At 61.1% G+C, this 16410-nt stretch carries 21 protein-coding genes; 5 read left to right on the top strand and 16 right to left on the bottom strand.

The window, feature by feature from the left end; genetic code table 11:
• A partial coding sequence (locus tag MHX52_RS02620) for an integrase core domain-containing protein (RefSeq protein ID WP_239316564.1) occupies nucleotides 1–179 on the top strand: 179 nt, incomplete at its 5' end.
• A gap of 116 nt (nucleotides 180–295) precedes the next feature.
• Here MHX52_RS02620 and rpsQ read toward each other — a convergent pair.
• The 11 genes from rpsQ to rpsJ are packed head-to-tail and all read right to left on the bottom strand — an operon-like array spanning nucleotide 296 to nucleotide 5485.
• Nucleotides 296–589: a 30S ribosomal protein S17 gene (gene rpsQ / locus MHX52_RS02625; RefSeq protein WP_239316430.1), complete on the bottom strand. Its 294-nt coding sequence runs from the start codon at nucleotides 587–589 to the stop codon at nucleotides 296–298.
• Complete coding sequence (gene rpmC / locus MHX52_RS02630; protein ID WP_005291954.1) at nucleotides 586–819, bottom strand: 50S ribosomal protein L29; 234 nt, start codon at nucleotides 817–819, stop codon at nucleotides 586–588. The genes rpsQ and rpmC overlap by 4 nt, the downstream gene beginning before the upstream one ends.
• Nucleotides 819–1235: a 50S ribosomal protein L16 gene (rplP, locus tag MHX52_RS02635; protein ID WP_005291957.1), complete on the bottom strand. Its 417-nt coding sequence runs from the start codon at nucleotides 1233–1235 to the stop codon at nucleotides 819–821. The genes rpmC and rplP overlap by 1 nt, the downstream gene beginning before the upstream one ends.
• A gap of 5 nt (nucleotides 1236–1240) precedes the next feature.
• Nucleotides 1241–1984, bottom strand: coding sequence for a 30S ribosomal protein S3 (gene rpsC / locus MHX52_RS02640; protein WP_005291959.1), 744 nt, complete (start codon nucleotides 1982–1984; stop codon nucleotides 1241–1243).
• The gene (gene rplV / locus MHX52_RS02645) at nucleotides 1984–2346 is read right to left on the bottom strand and encodes a 50S ribosomal protein L22 (protein WP_005291960.1); all 363 of its coding nucleotides are present in this window, start codon (nucleotides 2344–2346) and stop codon (nucleotides 1984–1986) included. Before rplV ends, rpsC begins: the two co-directional genes overlap by 1 nt.
• 2 nt (nucleotides 2347–2348) lie before the next feature.
• Entirely contained in the window at nucleotides 2349–2627 is a 279-nt protein-coding gene (rpsS, locus tag MHX52_RS02650) for a 30S ribosomal protein S19 (RefSeq protein ID WP_005291963.1), read from the bottom strand.
• 16 nt (nucleotides 2628–2643) lie between these two features.
• Nucleotides 2644–3486 (bottom strand): 50S ribosomal protein L2, encoded by an 843-nt coding sequence (gene rplB, locus MHX52_RS02655; RefSeq protein ID WP_049048976.1) that lies wholly within the window; start codon nucleotides 3484–3486, stop codon nucleotides 2644–2646.
• A gap of 38 nt (nucleotides 3487–3524) precedes the next feature.
• Nucleotides 3525–3830 carry a 50S ribosomal protein L23 gene (gene rplW, locus MHX52_RS02660; protein WP_011274165.1) on the bottom strand — a complete coding sequence of 102 codons (306 nt, stop codon included), beginning with the start codon at nucleotides 3828–3830 and terminating at the stop codon, nucleotides 3525–3527.
• Nucleotides 3827–4480 (bottom strand): 50S ribosomal protein L4, encoded by a 654-nt coding sequence (rplD, locus tag MHX52_RS02665; RefSeq protein ID WP_011274166.1) that lies wholly within the window; start codon nucleotides 4478–4480, stop codon nucleotides 3827–3829. Before rplD ends, rplW begins: the two co-directional genes overlap by 4 nt.
• A complete protein-coding gene (gene rplC, locus MHX52_RS02670) occupies nucleotides 4477–5133 on the bottom strand; it encodes a 50S ribosomal protein L3 (RefSeq protein WP_011274167.1) in 657 nt (218 codons plus the stop codon). Before rplC ends, rplD begins: the two co-directional genes overlap by 4 nt.
• A gap of 46 nt (nucleotides 5134–5179) precedes the next feature.
• Nucleotides 5180–5485, bottom strand: a complete 306-nt coding sequence (gene rpsJ / locus MHX52_RS02675; RefSeq protein WP_010120790.1) for a 30S ribosomal protein S10 — start codon at nucleotides 5483–5485, stop codon at nucleotides 5180–5182.
• Nucleotides 5486–6241: 756 nt separating this feature from the next.
• On the opposite strand from rpsJ, the gene MHX52_RS02680 reads away from it, so the two are divergent.
• Both MHX52_RS02680 and MHX52_RS02685 read left to right on the top strand, forming a co-directional pair.
• Complete coding sequence (locus MHX52_RS02680) at nucleotides 6242–6589, top strand: hypothetical protein (RefSeq protein ID WP_239316432.1); 348 nt, start codon at nucleotides 6242–6244, stop codon at nucleotides 6587–6589.
• Nucleotides 6590–7348 (top strand): GntR family transcriptional regulator, encoded by a 759-nt coding sequence (locus MHX52_RS02685; RefSeq protein WP_239316434.1) that lies wholly within the window; start codon nucleotides 6590–6592, stop codon nucleotides 7346–7348.
• Between the two features lie 127 nt (nucleotides 7349–7475).
• On the opposite strand, the gene tuf is transcribed toward MHX52_RS02685, so the two are convergent.
• The 4 genes from tuf to rpsL form a co-directional block, all read right to left on the bottom strand.
• Nucleotides 7476–8666, bottom strand: a complete 1191-nt coding sequence (tuf, locus tag MHX52_RS02690; RefSeq protein ID WP_035003019.1) for an elongation factor Tu — start codon at nucleotides 8664–8666, stop codon at nucleotides 7476–7478.
• 462 nt (nucleotides 8667–9128) lie between these two features.
• Entirely contained in the window at nucleotides 9129–11243 is a 2115-nt protein-coding gene (gene fusA, locus MHX52_RS02695) for an elongation factor G (protein ID WP_239316436.1), read from the bottom strand.
• A gap of 244 nt (nucleotides 11244–11487) precedes the next feature.
• Complete coding sequence (rpsG, locus tag MHX52_RS02700) at nucleotides 11488–11958, bottom strand: 30S ribosomal protein S7 (protein ID WP_005291999.1); 471 nt, start codon at nucleotides 11956–11958, stop codon at nucleotides 11488–11490.
• A gap of 3 nt (nucleotides 11959–11961) precedes the next feature.
• Nucleotides 11962–12333 (bottom strand): 30S ribosomal protein S12, encoded by a 372-nt coding sequence (gene rpsL, locus MHX52_RS02705; protein ID WP_034986217.1) that lies wholly within the window; start codon nucleotides 12331–12333, stop codon nucleotides 11962–11964.
• 383 nt (nucleotides 12334–12716) lie between these two features.
• Between rpsL and MHX52_RS02710 the strand changes: the two genes are divergently transcribed.
• Nucleotides 12717–13727 (top strand): hypothetical protein, encoded by a 1011-nt coding sequence (locus MHX52_RS02710; protein ID WP_239316438.1) that lies wholly within the window; start codon nucleotides 12717–12719, stop codon nucleotides 13725–13727.
• Nucleotides 13728–13767: 40 nt separating this feature from the next.
• The gene (locus MHX52_RS02715) at nucleotides 13768–16185 is read left to right on the top strand and encodes an ATP-dependent RNA helicase (protein WP_239316440.1); all 2418 of its coding nucleotides are present in this window, start codon (nucleotides 13768–13770) and stop codon (nucleotides 16183–16185) included.
• On the opposite strand, the gene MHX52_RS02720 is transcribed toward MHX52_RS02715, so the two are convergent.
• Nucleotides 16182–16376, bottom strand: a complete 195-nt coding sequence (locus MHX52_RS02720) for a DUF4236 domain-containing protein (protein ID WP_034986220.1) — start codon at nucleotides 16374–16376, stop codon at nucleotides 16182–16184. The two genes, MHX52_RS02715 and MHX52_RS02720, sit on opposite strands and share 4 nt — an antisense overlap.
• Between the last annotated feature and the right edge of the window lie 34 nt (nucleotides 16377–16410).

Consider the following 16410-nt stretch of genomic DNA (forward strand, 5'->3'; position numbering starts at 1 on the left):
TCTTTGGACACTTGAAGACAGAGATGTACCACGGTGAAGTCTTCGACACGGTCGCAGAGTTCAATCAAGCGATCGACGAGTACATCAGGTGGTACAACACCGAACGCATCCAACAACGACTAAAGGGCCTGACCCCGATGCAATATCGGAATCAGACCCTTGAACCCCTCACCGCCTAGAATTAAACCAGTCCAACTTTCGGGGGCTAGTTCAAAGTGCGGGAGGGGGTCTAGCGCTACAGCCGCCTAAGCAGCCGTAGCTGCCATAGCAGGCTGAGCTCTCAGAGCTGCTAGGACTAGCGAGCCTTCTCGATGACCTCGGTCAGGCGGAAGTGCTTGTCCTTGGACAGCGGGCGGGTCTCCTCGATGCGAACGCGGTCGCCTACGCCGGCGGTCTCGTTCTCATCGTGGACCTTCACGCGGGAGTTACGGCGCATGATCTTGCCGTACAGAGCGTGCTGCTTGCGGTCCTCAAGCTCGACCACAATGGTCTTGTTCATCTTGGTGGAAACAACGTATCCGGAGCGGACCTTGCGGGCGCCCTTTGCGTTGTCCACAGCTGCGTTGTCATTCACGGTTGCCTCACTCATGCTGCGTCACCACCTGGGTTGGTAGACAGCCCGAGCTCGCGCTCGCGCAGGACGGTGTAGATGCGGGCGATGTCGCGCTTGACAACACCCAGACGACGGTTGTTGGTCAGCTGGCCGGTCGCAGCCTGGAAGCGAAGGTTGAACAGTTCTTCCTTCGCCTCACGCAGGCGGGTGGTCAGCTCTTCGTTGTTGAGCTCGCGGAGCTCATGTGCCGGAGTTCCGGTAGCCATTAGAACTGATCCTCCTTCTTCACGATGCGAACCTTGCAGGGCAGCTTGTTACCAGCACGGCGCAGTGCCTCCAGGGCGACCTCTTCGTTCGGGTAAGAGGCCTCGAAGAGGATACGACCCGGCTTGATGTTGGCAACCCACTTCTCCACGGGGCCCTTACCGGAACCCATACGCACGCCGAGCGGCTTCTGGGTCAGCGGACGGTCCGGGAAGATGTTGATCCACACCTTGCCGCCACGCTTCATGTGGCGGTTAATGGCGATACGAGCGGACTCGATCTGACGGTTGGTGATGTAGGTCGGCTCCAGGGCCTGCAGGCCGTAGTCGCCGAACGTTACGCGGTTACCGCCCTTGGATACGCCACGACGGGTCGGGCGGTGCTGGCGACGGTACTTAACGCGCTTCGGGATAAGCATGTGTCTTAGCCCTCCTGCTTCTGCTCAGCGCGCTGGCGACGTGCGCCACCGCGACGTGGACGCTCACGACGACCGCGAGACGGGCGCTCGTCGCGTGCATTCATCAGGCTCTCGCGACGGCCGCCGACGACGTCACCCTTGTAGATCCACACCTTGACGCCGATGCGTCCGAAGGTGGTGTGGGCCTCGTAGGTGCCGTAGTCGATCTCAGCGCGGAGGGTGTGCAGCGGAACGCGACCCTCGTGGTAGCGCTCGGTGCGGCCCATCTCCGCGCCGCCCAGGCGACCGGAGCAAACAACCTTGATGCCCTTGACCTGTGGCTGGCGCATAGCGCCCTGGATTGCCTTGCGCATAGCGCGACGGAAGGCAACGCGGTTGGTCAGCTGCTCAGCGATGGACTGTGCCACCAGCTGTGCGTTGGCATCGATGTTCTTGACTTCGAGGATGTTCAGCTGAACCTGCTTGCCGGTGAGCTTCTCCAGCTGGCCGCGGATGCGGTCAGCCTCGGAGCCGCGGCGGCCAATCACAATGCCCGGGCGGGCAGTGTGGATGTCAACGCGAACCCGGTCGTGGGTGCGCTCGATGACAACGTTGGCGATGCCGGCGCGGTCAAGACCCTCGGACAGGAAGTCGCGGATCTTGATGTCCTCGGCGAGGTAGTCAGCGTACTGCTTGTCGGCGTACCAGCGGGAGCGCCACTCGGAAGTGATACCCAGCCGGAGGCCGTGGGGGTGGATTTTCTGGCCCACTACTGAGCACTTCCCTTCTGGCTCTCGACGACCACAGTGATGTGGCTGGTGCGCTTGCGGACGTGGAATGCACGACCCTGGGCGCGGGGGCGGAAACGGCGCATGGTCGGGCCCTCGTCGGCGTAAGCCTCAGAGACGACCAGCGTCTGCGGGTCCAAGCCGAAGTTGTTCTCGGCGTTGGCGGCGGCCGAAGCAACGACCTTCGCGACCGGCTCGGAAGCGGCCTGCGGAGCGTACTTCAGGATCGCCAGTGCGTCCTCGACGGACTTGCCACGGATCGTGTCGATCACGCGGCGTGCCTTCATCGGAGTGACGCGGACGAAACGCGCGGTAGCGCGTGCGGTGGTTACGGTGTCAGACATGATTATCGACGACCCTTCTTGTCGTCCTTGACGTGACCCTTGAAGGTCTTCGTAGGAGCGAACTCACCTAGCTTGTGACCGACCATGGAATCATCGATGAACACCGGCACGTGCTTGCGACCGTCGTGGACGGCGAAAGTGTGGCCGATGAAATCGGGGAGAATGGTCGAGCGACGGGACCACGTCTTGATGACGTTCTTGTTGCCCTTTTCGTTCTGAGCGTCCACCTTCGCAAGGAGGTGTTCGTCGACGAATGGGCCCTTCTTCAGGCTGCGTGGCATTCTCTACTACCTCCTCTTAGCGCTTCTTGTTCTTGTTGGAGCGACGACGGCGAACGATCATCCGGTCGCTGGGACGGTTCGGCTTGCGGGTGCGTCCCTCAGGCTGACCCCAAGGAGACACAGGGTGACGACCACCGGAGGTCTTACCCTCACCACCACCGTGCGGGTGGTCAACCGGGTTCATAACAACACCGCGGACGGTCGGGCGTACGCCCTTCCAGCGCATACGGCCGGCCTTGCCCCAGCGGATGTTGATCTGCTCCTGGTTGCCGACCTCGCCGATGGTGGCGCGGCAGCGAATGTCTACGCGACGGATCTCGGAAGACGGCATACGCAGAACTGCGTACTTACCTTCCTTACCCAGCAGCTGGATGGAGGCACCAGCGGAACGAGCCATCTTGGCGCCGCCGCCCGGCTTCAGCTCCACAGCGTGAATGGTGGTACCGGTCGGGATGTTACGCAGCGGCAGGTTGTTACCAACCTTGATGTCGGCGTTCGGGCCGGACTCCAGCAGCGCACCCTGCTTCAGGCCGCGGGGGGCGATGATGTAACGCTTCTCGCCATCGCGGTAGTGCAGCAGCGCAATGTTAGCGGTGCGGTTCGGGTCGTACTCGATGTGAGCGACCTTGGCGATCACGCCGTCCTTGTCGTTACGACGGAAGTCGATAACGCGGTAGCGGCGCTTGTGGCCACCACCCTTGTGACGGGTCGTGATGTGGCCGTGAACGTTACGGCCACCGGTCTTCGACAGCGGGCGCAGCAGAGACTTCTCGGGAGTCGAACGGGTAATTTCCGCGAACTCGGAGACAGAACTCTGGCGGCGACCCGGCGTAGTCGGCTTGTACTTACGAATAGCCATACTTTTGCTTCCTCTTTACCTTTCGGTGTCCGGCCGCCTTAGGCGGTCGCTCCACCGAAGATGTCGATCGGATCGCTGCCGGCGACCAGGGTCACCATGGCGCGCTTGGTTGCCTTGCGCTGGCCGTAGCCGGTGCGGGTGCGCTTACGCTTGCCCTCACGGTTAACGGTGTTAACGCTGGCGACCTTCACACCAAAGATCTGCTCGACGGCAATCTTGATTTGGGTCTTGTTAGAGCTGGGGTGAACCAGGAACGTGTAGACGTTCTGCTCCATCAGGCCGTAGGACTTCTCAGATACGACCGGGGCGATGATGATATCGCGAGGATCAGCTACAGTGCTCACTTTGCCTCCTCCTTGGTCTTATCAGCGGCGTTGATGAAAGCGTTCAGTGCCTCCACGGAGAACACAACGTCGTCCGCGTTCAGAACGTCGTAGGTGTTCAGCTGGTCGTTGACCAGGGTGTGCACCTGCGGCAGGTTGTTCACGGACTTCCATGCGGTGACGTCTTCGCGGGTCAGAACGACCAGCACGGACTTGCGGTCCGTCAGACGCTCGATGAAAGCGCGTGCAGCCTTGGTGGACGGGGTCTGGCCCGGGACCAGCTCCTCGACCACGTGGATGCGGTCGTGGCGCACGCGATCGGTCAGGGCGCCGCGCAGAGCGGCGGCCTTCATCTTCTTCGGGGTGCGCTGGGAGTAGTCACGCGGCTGCGGGCCGTGAACCGTGCCACCACCGGTGAAGTGGGGAGCGCGGATGGAGCCCTGACGTGCGCGACCGGTGCCCTTCTGGCGGAACGGCTTACGGCCACCGCCGGACACCATGCCACGAGTCTTCGTAGCGTGGGTACCCTGACGCTTTGCTGCGAGCTGAGCGGTAACGACCTGGTGCATCAGTGCGACGCTGGCCTCTGCATCGAAGATGGATGCGGGCAGCTCGACCGTGCCGTTGGTCTTACCGTCAGCGGTGTGGACATCAAGCTTTAGATTGCTCATGCGTGTGCACCGCCCTTCACTGCGGTCTTGACAACGACGAGGCCGCCGTTGACACCCGGAACTGCACCCTTGATCAGGAGCAGGTTGGACTCTGCGTCGACCTTGGCCAGCTTCAGGTTCTGCTGGGTAACGCGGTCGTTACCCATGCGGCCTGCCATGCGCTTGCCCTTGAACACGCGGCCGGGGGTGGCTGCCTGTCCGATGGAGCCCACGCGGCGGTGAGCGGCCTGGTTACCGTGAGCAGCACCCTGGCCGGCGAAGCCGTGGCGCTTCATGCCGCCGGCGTAGCCCTTGCCCTTGGTGGTGCCCGTCACGTCGACGAACTTGACATCGTTGAAGATGTCTACGGTGACGTCCTGGCCAACCTCGTAGCTGGATGCGTCTGCAACGCGGATCTCAGCAACGTGGCGGCGCGGAGTCACGCCAGCCTTCTTGAAGTGACCTGCTGCAGGCTTGTTTACCTTGCGCGGGTCGATCTCGCCGAAGGCGATCTGTACGGCCTCGTAGCCGTCGGTTTCCTTGGAACGCACCTGGGTTACGACACAGGGCCCAGCCTCGACGACGGTAACCGGTACAACACGGTTTTCCTCGTCGAAGATCTGAGTCATGCCGAGCTTCTTGCCCAGGATGCCCTTGATCTCAATATCACTCATAGTTTCTCTTCCGCTGCCGTTTCAGTAGTTCAGACTCGTTTGCCGCTTACTGAATGTTGACGTCGACGCTGGCCGGAAGATCGATGCGCATGAGGGCGTCAACGGTCTTCGGGGTTGGGTCGAGAATGTCGATCAGACGCTTGTGCGTACGCATCTCAAAGTGCTCGCGCGAGTCCTTGTACTTGTGCGGAGAGCGGATGACGCAGTACACGTTCTTTTCAGTTGGCAGTGGCACTGGGCCGACAACACGAGCGCCGGTACGGGTAACCGTCTCGACGATCTTCTTGGCAGAAGCGTCGATAGCCTCGTGATCGTAGGCCTTGAGCCTAATGCGGATCTTCTGTCCCGCCACGCTTGTCCTCTTCCTTCAAAGCGCTTCCCTGCTATTTAAAACAGCTGGTAGTCACGCTTCTTATCTGTCTTAGTCTTAACGCTGTCCGGCCTTGGGGCCTGGTCCAGTCGCCAGTGTCGCTTGTGTCTTACATTTACTTGTTTGTGCCATCGACGGATAGCGGGTCATTCGGTTTTAATGAACACACGCCATACGCACTTGGTTTATCAAGTGATGTAACAACACCCGGTTCCCGCCCCTTGCTCGCTCCATGGCCGGATTCGTTTTACCGAGGCCTTATATACGAAATATATGGAGTACAAGCTTGGAAACGTGTTCCGCGCCTTGTCGGAAGGGAATCCCTTCGCTTACTGCCGCTGTTCATTTACCATGCCCCATCCTCCGGCACCCGCGGTCGGGCGTGTCGCCTTTCCGCTTTTTAAGTACCGCACAGCAAAGCAGCCCCGCTGTGCTCCTTTCGGATCACTTTCGCGAGGTTCTTCACCGACGATGGATCATGCTCACTTCACCATCGACACCTTCTTGGTTCAGCCTCGCTGCTGCGCTGCTGGCCTCATGTGCCGTGTTAAAGCAACGTCAAGTATTCAACCACACCGGGCGCGCCGAAACCAAATCACTTCTGTCTTTTTCTTTTTGACGCCCCTACGCGCCGGTTACCTTTTACTTCCGTAGCCTTTTGAGCACTAGAATCGCCACGTAAGTCCAGACTTCACGTGCATGGCCTCGAGGCGGCGTCATAAATAAGGAGAGACAGCCATGAGCGACTACCGCAACAACCCCGAATACCAGCGGCAACGGCGCGCCCTGGTGCGGAAACACCACCCCGACGCGGGAGGGACGGATGCCGAGCTGATTGACGCTCTGCGCGCCCTCGACGAGGCCTGGGACCGGCGCGCACGCCTACGCCGCCAAGTCCGCGAGCACCGGCCCAGCTTCATCCCCGAGGACAAGGCCGAGCAGGCGATGGACGTGGCCGAACAAGCCATGGGCGTGGCCGAGAACTTCGCCCGCAGCGCCGGACGCTTAGCCGGCAACCTCCGCCACACGCTGCTACACAAGCTGCCGCAGGAGTTCCGGCGCGGCTACCGCGAGGGAGACAAGTAGATGTCCACCCGCTACGAGCAGATCGCCCGAGAACTGCGCGAAGACATCCGCAACGGGCGCTTCCAGGTAGGCGAGCCCATCCCCAGCGAAAGAACCCTGGCCGACCGTTTCGACGTCGCTCCCGGCACCATGCGCCAGGCGCTGAATCAGCTAGTTGACGAAGGCACCCTCAGCTCTAAGCGGGGTGCGCGGAAGGTCGTGCTGCGCATGCCCGCCCGCTTCCCCGAGATTTCGAAGTTCCGCAGTTTCGCCCAGTGGGCCTACGGGCGCGGTCGCACCCCGGGCGGTCACGTGATCCACCAGGAATGGGTGGAACAGACTGATAAGGATGCCGAGCTGCTGCGCGTGCCCGCCGGCGAGAAAGTTTTGAAGGTTCTGCGAGTGCGCACCATCGACGGCTCCCCCATCATGCTGGAGCGCACCCGCTACCCCGCCTGGGTCGGCGCCAAGGTCGAGCCGATGGATCCCACCTGCCCGTCTGTGACCAACGAGCTGGCCTCCCGCCACAACATTCATTTCTTCGCCGCCGACAACGTGTTCTCCGCCGCTAAGGCCGGGGAAGTTGATGCGCGGTGGCTGCCCCTCGAGGCTGGCGATCCTGTTCTGGTACACCGGCGCCTGTCGCGCGATGCGAAGGGTACGCCGTTGGAGATGAGTGAGGATCGCTATATTGCGGACGCCCTCAGTATCGCCGTGCCCACGTCTGGCAAGAACAACGTGCTCAGCTGGACTACGTTGAATCGCTTCCCCTGGGGATAGTTCCAGGACCGGTCCGGGGGCTAGCTCTCCAGGACATGCAGAAGGCCCCGGACTCCTTGAAGGAGCCCGGGGCCTTGAACCGTTTAGCGCCTAAAGCGCTAAGCGGTGATCATGTGAGTAGTTAAAACTACTTGTTGATCTTGGTAACGCGACCAGCGCCAACGGTGCGGCCACCCTCACGGATAGCGAAGCGCAGGCCCTCGTCCATAGCAACCGGCTGGATCAGGGTGACGGACATGTCAACGTTGTCGCCCGGCATAACCATCTCGGTGCCCTCCGGCAGCTTCACAACACCGGTAACGTCGGTGGTGCGGAAGTAGAACTGCGGACGGTAGTTGTCGAAGAACGGGGTGTGGCGGCCGCCCTCGTCCTTGGACAGAACGTAGACGGAGCCCTCGAACTCGGTGTGCGGGGTGTAAGCGCCCGGCTTAGCAACGATCTGACCACGCTCAACATCTTCGCGCTTCAGGCCACGCAGCAGCAGTGCGGCGTTGTCGCCAGCCTCTGCGGTGTCCAGCAGCTTGTTGAACATCTCGATGGAGGTAACGGTGGTCTTGGTGGACTTCTCGCGGATGCCCAGGATCTCGACCTCGTCGTTCAGGTTCAGGACGCCACGCTCAACACGGCCGGTAACAACGGTACCGCGGCCGGTAATGGTGAAGATGTCCTCAACCGGCATCAGGAACGGCTTGTCGGTCTCGCGCTCCGGATCCGGGATGGAGTTGTCGCAAGCCTCCATGAGCTCCAGGATCTGCTTAGCCCACTTCTCGTCGCCCTCCAGGGCCTTCAGTGCGGAGATGTGAACAACAGGTGCTTCCTCGTCGAAGTCCTGCTCAGCCAGCAGCTCGCGGACCTCCATCTCGACGAGCTCCAGCAGCTCCTCATCGTCAACCATGTCGCACTTGTTCAGTGCAACCAGGATGTACGGAACGCCAACCTGGCGAGCCAGCAGAACGTGCTCACGGGTCTGCGGCATCGGGCCATCGGTTGCAGCAACAACCAGGATGGCGCCGTCCATCTGAGCAGCACCGGTGATCATGTTCTTGATGTAGTCAGCGTGGCCCGGAGCGTCAACGTGAGCGTAGTGGCGCTTCTCGGTCTCGTACTCAACGTGGGAGATGTTGATCGTGATGCCACGCTCCTTCTCCTCCGGCGCCTTATCGATGGCGTCGAAAGCGAAGGACTTGTTGGCCTCGGGGAATGCGTCAGCCAGAACCTTGGTGATCGCGGCAGTGGTGGTGGTCTTGCCGTGGTCGACGTGACCAATGGTGCCGATGTTTACGTGCGGCTTGGAACGCTCGAACTTAGCCTTCGCCACTTTGTGTCCTCCTGGACTGCTCGGTGGCTACGACTCTCGCAGCCACATTAACTTTTATTGCCAACCAGTTGCTTCCCCGCAGTTTACGGGTCGCCCACTGGCTAGTTTTCTTACTTCTTGCCGAATATCAGATTATCCGTGTAACGAACATCTTCGCCTCGACTTTGTGCTTCGAGGCCAGTCGCGCTACACGCGAACTGGGTAACGGCCAGCACACCGCATCCTACGTCACTTTTGCCATCTAGAAAAATTTGCCTCTGGGAGCAAACCTAAAACCCCACGAACATTGGGGTAATCAAGTTTTCTATGTGGTTGTTTATTGACGCAGGGCTACGCCGTGCTGACCCCTACCCCGCAAGGCCCTTGGGCCCGTAGTGCCCCGCGACAGGCGCCCGGGGTGGTGGGCGCCCGAGGGGGCGTCACAAAGCTAAAGGAACCTTGCTTGGGGTCTTGCTTTAAGGATTAAGCGTTGCCGCCAGTGCGCTCCGCGATGATCTCGGATGCGACGTTGGTCGGAACCTCGCCGTAAGAGTCGAAGATCATGGAGAAGTTCGCACGACCGGCGGTGCGGGAACGCAGGTCGCCGATGTAGCCGAACATCTCGGACAGCGGCACCTTAGCCTTGACAAGCTTGGCGCCGGCGCGGTCGTCCATGGAGGAAACCTGGCCACGGCGGGAGTTGATGTCGCCGATGACGTCGCCCATGTACTCCTCAGGGGTGATGACCTCAACGGCCATCAGCGGCTCCAGCAGAACCGGCTTTGCCTTGGCAACAGCTTCCTTCAGTGCCTGGGAACCAGCCAGCTTGAAGGCCATCTCGGAGGAGTCAACCTCGTGGTAAGCACCATCCAGCAGGGTGGCCTTGATGTTCACCAGCGGGAAGCCAGCCAGGTAGCCGTACTGCATAGCGTCCTGGATACCGGCATCGACAGACGGGATGTACTCCTTCGGCACGCGGCCACCGGTGACCTCGTTGACGAACTCGTAGGTCTGGTCGGAGCCCTCTTCCGGCTCGTAAGGCTCGAGCGCGATGATGACGCGCGCGAACTGACCGGAACCACCAGTCTGCTTCTTGTGGGTGTACTCCAGCTTCTCGACCGGCTTGCGGATGGTCTCGCGGTAAGCAACCTGCGGGTTACCAATGTTCGCCTCGACCTTGAACTCGCGGCGCATGCGGTCAACCAGAACGTCCAGGTGCAGCTCGCCCATACCGCCGATAACGGTCTGGCCGGTCTCCTCGTCCAGCTTGACGGTGAAGGTCGGGTCCTCTTCCGCCAGCTTCTGAATGGCGGTACCCAGCTTCTCCTGGTCGGACTTGGTCTTCGGCTCGATGGCCACCTCGATCACCGGATCCGGGAAGTCCATGGACTCCAGGATGACCGGATCCTGCGCGTCACACAGAGTGTCGCCGGTGGTCGTGTCCTTCAGACCGATGAAGGCGTAGATGTGACCAGCGGATGCGCGATCCACCGGCTGCTCCTTGTTGGAGTGCATCTGGAACAGCTTACCGACGCGCTCCTTCTTGTCCTTGGTGGAGTTCGTGATCTGTGCACCGGACTCCACGGAACCGGAGTACACGCGAACATAGGTCAGCTTGCCGAAGAACGGGTGAACGGCAACCTTGAACGCCAGAGCAGAGAACGGCTCGTCCTTGGACGGCTTACGCAGCTTCTCGGTCTCCGCATCCTTCGGATCGTGGCCGACGATGGAGCCGACATCCATCGGGTTCGGCAGGAAGTCGATCACAGCGTCCAGCATCGGCTGGATGCCCTTGTTCTTGTAGGCGGAGCCACAGTAAACCGGGTAGACCTCAGAGTTGATGGTCAGCTTACGGATCTGTGCCTTCAGCTCGTCGACGGTGATTTCCTCACCGGCGAAGTAGCGCTCCATCAGCTCTTCATCAGACTCAGCAACGGTCTCGATGAGCTTCTCGCGGTACTCCTCAGCCTTCTCCTTCAGATCCTCCGGGATCTCCTCGTAGGTCGGCTCGGTACCGATCTCGACCTTGCCGCGCCAGGTCAGGGCGCGCATGTTCAGCAGGTCGACGATGCCGTCGAAATCATCCTCGGCACCGATCGGCAGCGCCATCACCAGCGGCTTTGCACCCAGGCGGTCGATGATGGTCTGCACGGTGTAGTAGAAGTCCGCACCCAGCTTGTCCATCTTGTTGACGAAGCAGATACGCGGAACGTCGTACTTGGTTGCCTGGCGCCAGACCTGCTCGGACTGCGGCTCCACGCCCTCCTTGGCGTCGAACACAGCAACAGCACCGTCCAGAACACGCAGGGAACGCTCCACCTCAACGGTGAAGTCCACGTGACCCGGGGTGTCGATGATGTTGATCTGGTTGCCTTCCCAGAAACAGGTGGTCGCGGCGGAAGTAATGGTAATTCCGCGCTCCTTCTCCTGCTCCATCCAGTCCATCGTGGAGGCGCCATCGTGGGTCTCACCAACCTTACGGTTGATGCCGGTGTAGAAAAGGATGCGCTCCGTGGTGGTGGTCTTACCAGCATCGATGTGCGCCATGATGCCGATGTTGCGGACCTTCTTCAGGTCGGTCAACGCTTCAAGTGCCACTGGGTTACCCCGCTCATTTCGTTGTTGAGCGACTTGGCCGGAACTTCCATGTTGTTCACATTGTTGTTCTTCAAGTGCTTTAAAAAGCCCCGCAAGCCGCAGGCGATTATGTACTCGTTCTATTGTGCCAGCTTTGTGCCGTCACGTCGCGTCGAGGGTTTATTGACGCCCTCACGCGGTCAATAAAAACTATAGCCCCACTACCCCGATATGAAGTTTGGGCGGTGAGGCTATAGAGCCGCTGCTACCAGCGGTAGTGGGCGAAGGCGCGGTTGGCCTCTGCCATCTTGTGAGTGTCTTCGCGACGCTTCACGGATGCACCCAGGCCGTTGGATGCGTCCAGGATCTCGTTGGCGAGACGCTCGGTCATAGTGTTCTCACGACGCTGACGGGTGAAGGTCACCAGCCAACGCAGTGCCAGAGTGGTGGAACGGCCGGGGCGAACCTCAACCGGAACCTGGTAGGTAGCGCCACCAACACGGCGGGAGCGAACCTCAAGAGCCGGCTTGACGTTGTCGAGAGCCTTCTTCAGGGTGAGGATCGGATCGGTGCCGGTCTTCTCGCGGCACTGCTCCAGTGCGCCATAGACGATGCGCTCTGCGGTGGACTTCTTACCGTCAAGGAGAACCTTGTTCACCAGCTGGGAGACGAGAACGTCGCCGTAAACTGGATCCTTGACTAGCTGTCGGGAAGGTGCTGGACCCTTACGTGGCATTGTTTACTTCTCCTTCTTAGCGCCGTAGCGGGAACGTGCCTGCTTGCGGTCCTTGACACCCTGGGTGTCGAGGGAACCACGCACGATCTTGTAACGAACACCCGGGAGGTCCTTCACACGACCACCGCGGACGAGCACCATGGAGTGCTCCTGCAGGTTGTGACCCTCACCCGGGATGTAGGCGGAAACCTCAATACCGGAGGTCAGGCGAACACGGGCAACCTTACGCAGTGCGGAGTTCGGCTTCTTCGGGGTGGTGGTGTACACGCGGGTGCACACGCCACGGCGCTGCGGGGAGCCCTTCAGGGCTGCCGTGGCAACCTCGGACTTCTTGCTGTGGCGGCCCTTGCGGACCAGCTGCTGAATAGTTGGCATAGATGAACTTTCTTTCGGTTCTTTTCGGTGCAGTAGTGCAGTTTGTAGCTTGAGGATCTCAAAAGGATCTGCACACACGAAAAATAAGGGGCTCTTCCTTACGGGGCCTCTTCCGTGGTGTATCACCCCACGCAATAACGTGGAGATCCCTGCATCGCACCCCAGCTGCACAACCGGCCTGCGCTAACTCGGTTAGCTAGTGGCCGTCACTGCACCAGCGGAGACAATACAATCTACGCCGGTCAGATTACAGCACGGTGCGCGAGAAACCAAAATGAGGCTGGATTTCGAAAATAAGGATCCGGCGACCGCCGTTCATGTTAGATTTAGTTTTGCCACAGAAACCTCTGTATGGCGTTCCTTCTAACTTTAAGGATGGCCCGATGAAGAGCCTTCGCATTAACCGCGGTGTTGTCGCCGGCGCAGCCGCAATATCCCTTCTACTCTCGGCTACCGGTGTAGCCGCTCCTTCTCTGCTACCACAGGCAACTGCGCAGTCCACCAGTAAGAACTTGTCGCTGAAATGCACTTACAACGCACTCGGCGAGAAGACGGCTGAGACTAGCAACACAGTAACTGTCGATATGCCTAATGAAGTTGAGACTGGAAAAGACATTCCGGTGAACGTTACAACCGGTGAGACAAAGATCTCCAACTTCCTGTTTGGGGCGGTTAAGAGTGTCAATGCGAAAGACAGCACTGTGCGTCTGCAAGTTTCTCCAAATGCAGAACTTGTCGGGTCTCCACAGGGAGTGACCCTAGCAAATGGCGTTCTGAGCATATCGAACGTTCTCTCTGCGTCGAAGACTAGTAAGAATGAAATCACAGTCACCGCGAAGCCAGTTGCCTTCTCGCTACGTTCCAAGGATGGGCAGAAGGTCACCATTGGCGCCCCGGACAACATCATCAGCCTGACCATGGGTACTAGTTCTGGTCTGGCGCCTACGGTGCCAACTAACTGTATGACCACTCCCGTGCAGCTGAATGAAACCAACGTTAAGGCAGCTCCTGCCCCGGAACCAGAGCCGAACCCCGAACCGAATCCGAAGCCTCAACCAGATCCGGAGCCGAACCCCGAACCAAATCCAGAGCCTCAACCAGATCCAGAGCCGAACCCCGAACCAAATCCGGAAGACCCAGGTAAGCCGGAGGATCCCCAGCCGAAGCCGGAGGATCCAAACAAGCCGGAGCCGGAGGATCCAGGCAAGCCAGAAGACCCAGGGTCGTCGCCTAGCGGCTCTTCCAAGGAAGGCATTCTTTCCTTCTTCCAGAAGATTTTCGGCATCGACAAGTCGGATGAGGGAAAGGAAACCCAGAAGACTTTCTGGCTCTCCCTCTTCGGAGCCGGGGTTCTGGGAGTCCTGATTTCTTGCGTGATGAAGTTCTTCCACTAGAACCAGAGCGAAGACATCGGGATGGCCTACAATCATCCCGATGTTTCCTCCCCCTTTCGACCTAGCAATCATCGGCGACGGCCTGCCCGCCGCCGAGCTTCTACCGCGCATCCCGGAGCGCGGCCCACTGGTGGTGGAAGCACCCCCTGGTACTGGTAAGACAACCCTCGTTCCGCCTGCACTGTCCAGCATCCTGCAGTCCCAAGCAGGCACGGCTCCCGAAGCCGACGAAGCTGCACCGCCGAAAGTTCTGGTCACCGCGCCTCGCCGCGTGGCCGTCCGCGCCGCCGCCCGGCGCCTCGCCCACCTCGACGGCTCCCGCGTAGGCGACCGCGTCGGCTACAGCATCCGTGGAGAACACCACCCCGGCTCCCTGGTGGAATTCGTCACTCCCGGTGTGCTTCTCAACCGCCTCCTGGCCGACCCCGCACTCGAAGGCGTGGGCGCGGTACTCATCGACGAAGTCCACGAGCGCCAACTGGATTCTGACCTCGTGCTCGCCATGTGCCAGGAAGTCGCACTGCTGCGCGAAGGCGACCCCGCCGGGGAGCTCTACCTCTGCGCAATGTCCGCTACCGTCGACACGCAGAAGCTCGCCGACTATATGGGCGCCCAGGTCGTCTCCACCCCAGCGGTCACCCATCCGCTCGAGGTCACATACCACCCGCATCCCGAGCGCGCCCAGGGCTCGCCCGCGTTCTACCGGCACGTCGCGAACCTCGCCCTGCAGGCTCACTCGCACCATCTTGATTCCGGCCATCCTGACCACCGCACGCTGGTCTTCGTGCCCGGCCGCAAGGAGATCGACTGGGTGAGCTCTCACCTGCCCGATTCCGCCCCGCTCCACGGCGGCCTGAACTCACGCGAACAGGATTCCGCCCTGACCGGCTGCTCACCCATCGTCGTCGCTACCTCCATCGCCGAGTCTTCCCTGACCGTCCCCGGCGTGCACGCGGTCGTCGACGCTGGTCTTTCCCGTACTCCCCGCCGCGATCAAGCTCGCGGAATGACGGGTCTGGTCACCACCTCCACCTCCAAAGCCAGCGCCGATCAGCGTGCCGGCCGTGCCGGTCGCCTCGGCCCTGGACAGGTCTATCGCGCCTACTCCGCAGCCGACTATTCCCACTTCGCACCGGACATCACCCCGGAGGTTCTCTCGTCGGACCTCGTCGCCGCCGCCCTGACCCTCGCTGCTTGGGGTTCGCCCGATATTTCTCTTCTCGACGCCCCTCCGGCCGCGACCCTCACCGAAGCCAACCGGGAGCTGCACGCCTTGGGCGCGCTGGACGGGAACGGCGCGATCACCGCGACGGGTCAAAAGCTCGCGCGCATTCCCGCCGACCCGCGCCTCGGGGCGGCACTGCTGGCGCACGGCTCAGGCGCTGCCGAGGTTGTTGCCGCGCTGTCGATTGGCCTGCAGGGGGACCTCGCCGAGGCGAAGCCGCAGGCCTCCGAGGTGCGCCGCTTCGCGCGGATGGTGGACGACCGTGGCCCGGCCACTCCCGGCGAGGTTGTAGCCTCCGCATACCCCGACCGCGTTGCAAAGCTAGTGGATAGCGGCAGCCGCAGCGCTGGCAGCGCCAGAGGTAGCGGCGAGGATGTCGAGTATCTGCTGGCCTCCGGCACCCGCGCCACCCTCGCGCCGGAGCTGCGCCGACCGCTCGGCGGCTCCGAATGGCTGGCAGTGGCGGAGGTCCAGCTGGGCCGCACTCCCCTGATCCGCGCAGCCGCCCGGCTAGGCGAACCGGACCTAACGCAAGTACGGGAGGACGTCACCGCGCGCATCGCCGACGGTAAGCTCCGCGCGCGGCGCACCTGCCACCTCGGAGCCATCGAGCTATCCAGCACCCCAGTCTCCATAAACCAGCTGGGTGCAGAAGAGAGAACCCAGGCCATCGCGGCCTTGGCGGCCAAGGGGCTTGGGTGGCTACAGATGACGGAGGGGGCGTCAAGAATAAAAGAAAGAGTCGACTACCTCCGTGAGCAGCTCGGCGAACCGTGGCCGGACCTGGCGGCAGGCGACTACACGCCCGAGGCCGAGCGGGTCGTGGCGGGCGAAAGGATCGCCGACATCAACGCTTACCAGGCGATCATGCGCCAACTGCCGTGGCCCGAGGCAGGGCAGATGGACGAGCTCGCACCGGAACGACTGGAAGTACCCAGCGGATCAGCTCCGAAGGTTCACTACGAAACAGGGCGGCCGATTGTGCGCGTCAAGCTGCAGGAATGCTTTGGCCTGGCGGACTCCCCCACCATCGCAGGGAAAAAAGTTCTGTTCCACCTACTATCGCCAGCGGGCCGCGAGCTGGCCGTCACCGACGATCTGAAGAGCTTCTGGGATGGCCCCTACCAGGGCGTGCGTAAGGACATGCGCGGGCGTTATCCGAAGCACCCGTGGCCCGAGGATCCGTGGTCGGCGACGGCGACGAAGAAGACAAAGCGGGCGCTGGGTAATTAACGGCGCTTGCTGCCGAAGGTCTTAGTGAAGTTCAGACCGCGGATCGGGGTACGGATTGTCACGGACTGGCGGCCATCAGCGCGCTGCGTAATGCGCATCGGCCCAACGCGGGTGGATCCACCTACGCCCCCGGAAGAGGTGTTAATGCGGAACGGACCGAAGTTCTTGGAATTGCGAAACATCATACCCATGCAGCACATCATAGAGCACCGCATGCCATAGACA

Source organism: Corynebacterium sp. ACRQJ (genome assembly GCF_022346045.1).
In the GTDB taxonomy this organism is placed as follows: Bacteria; Actinomycetota; Actinomycetes; order Mycobacteriales; family Mycobacteriaceae; genus Corynebacterium; species Corynebacterium evansiae.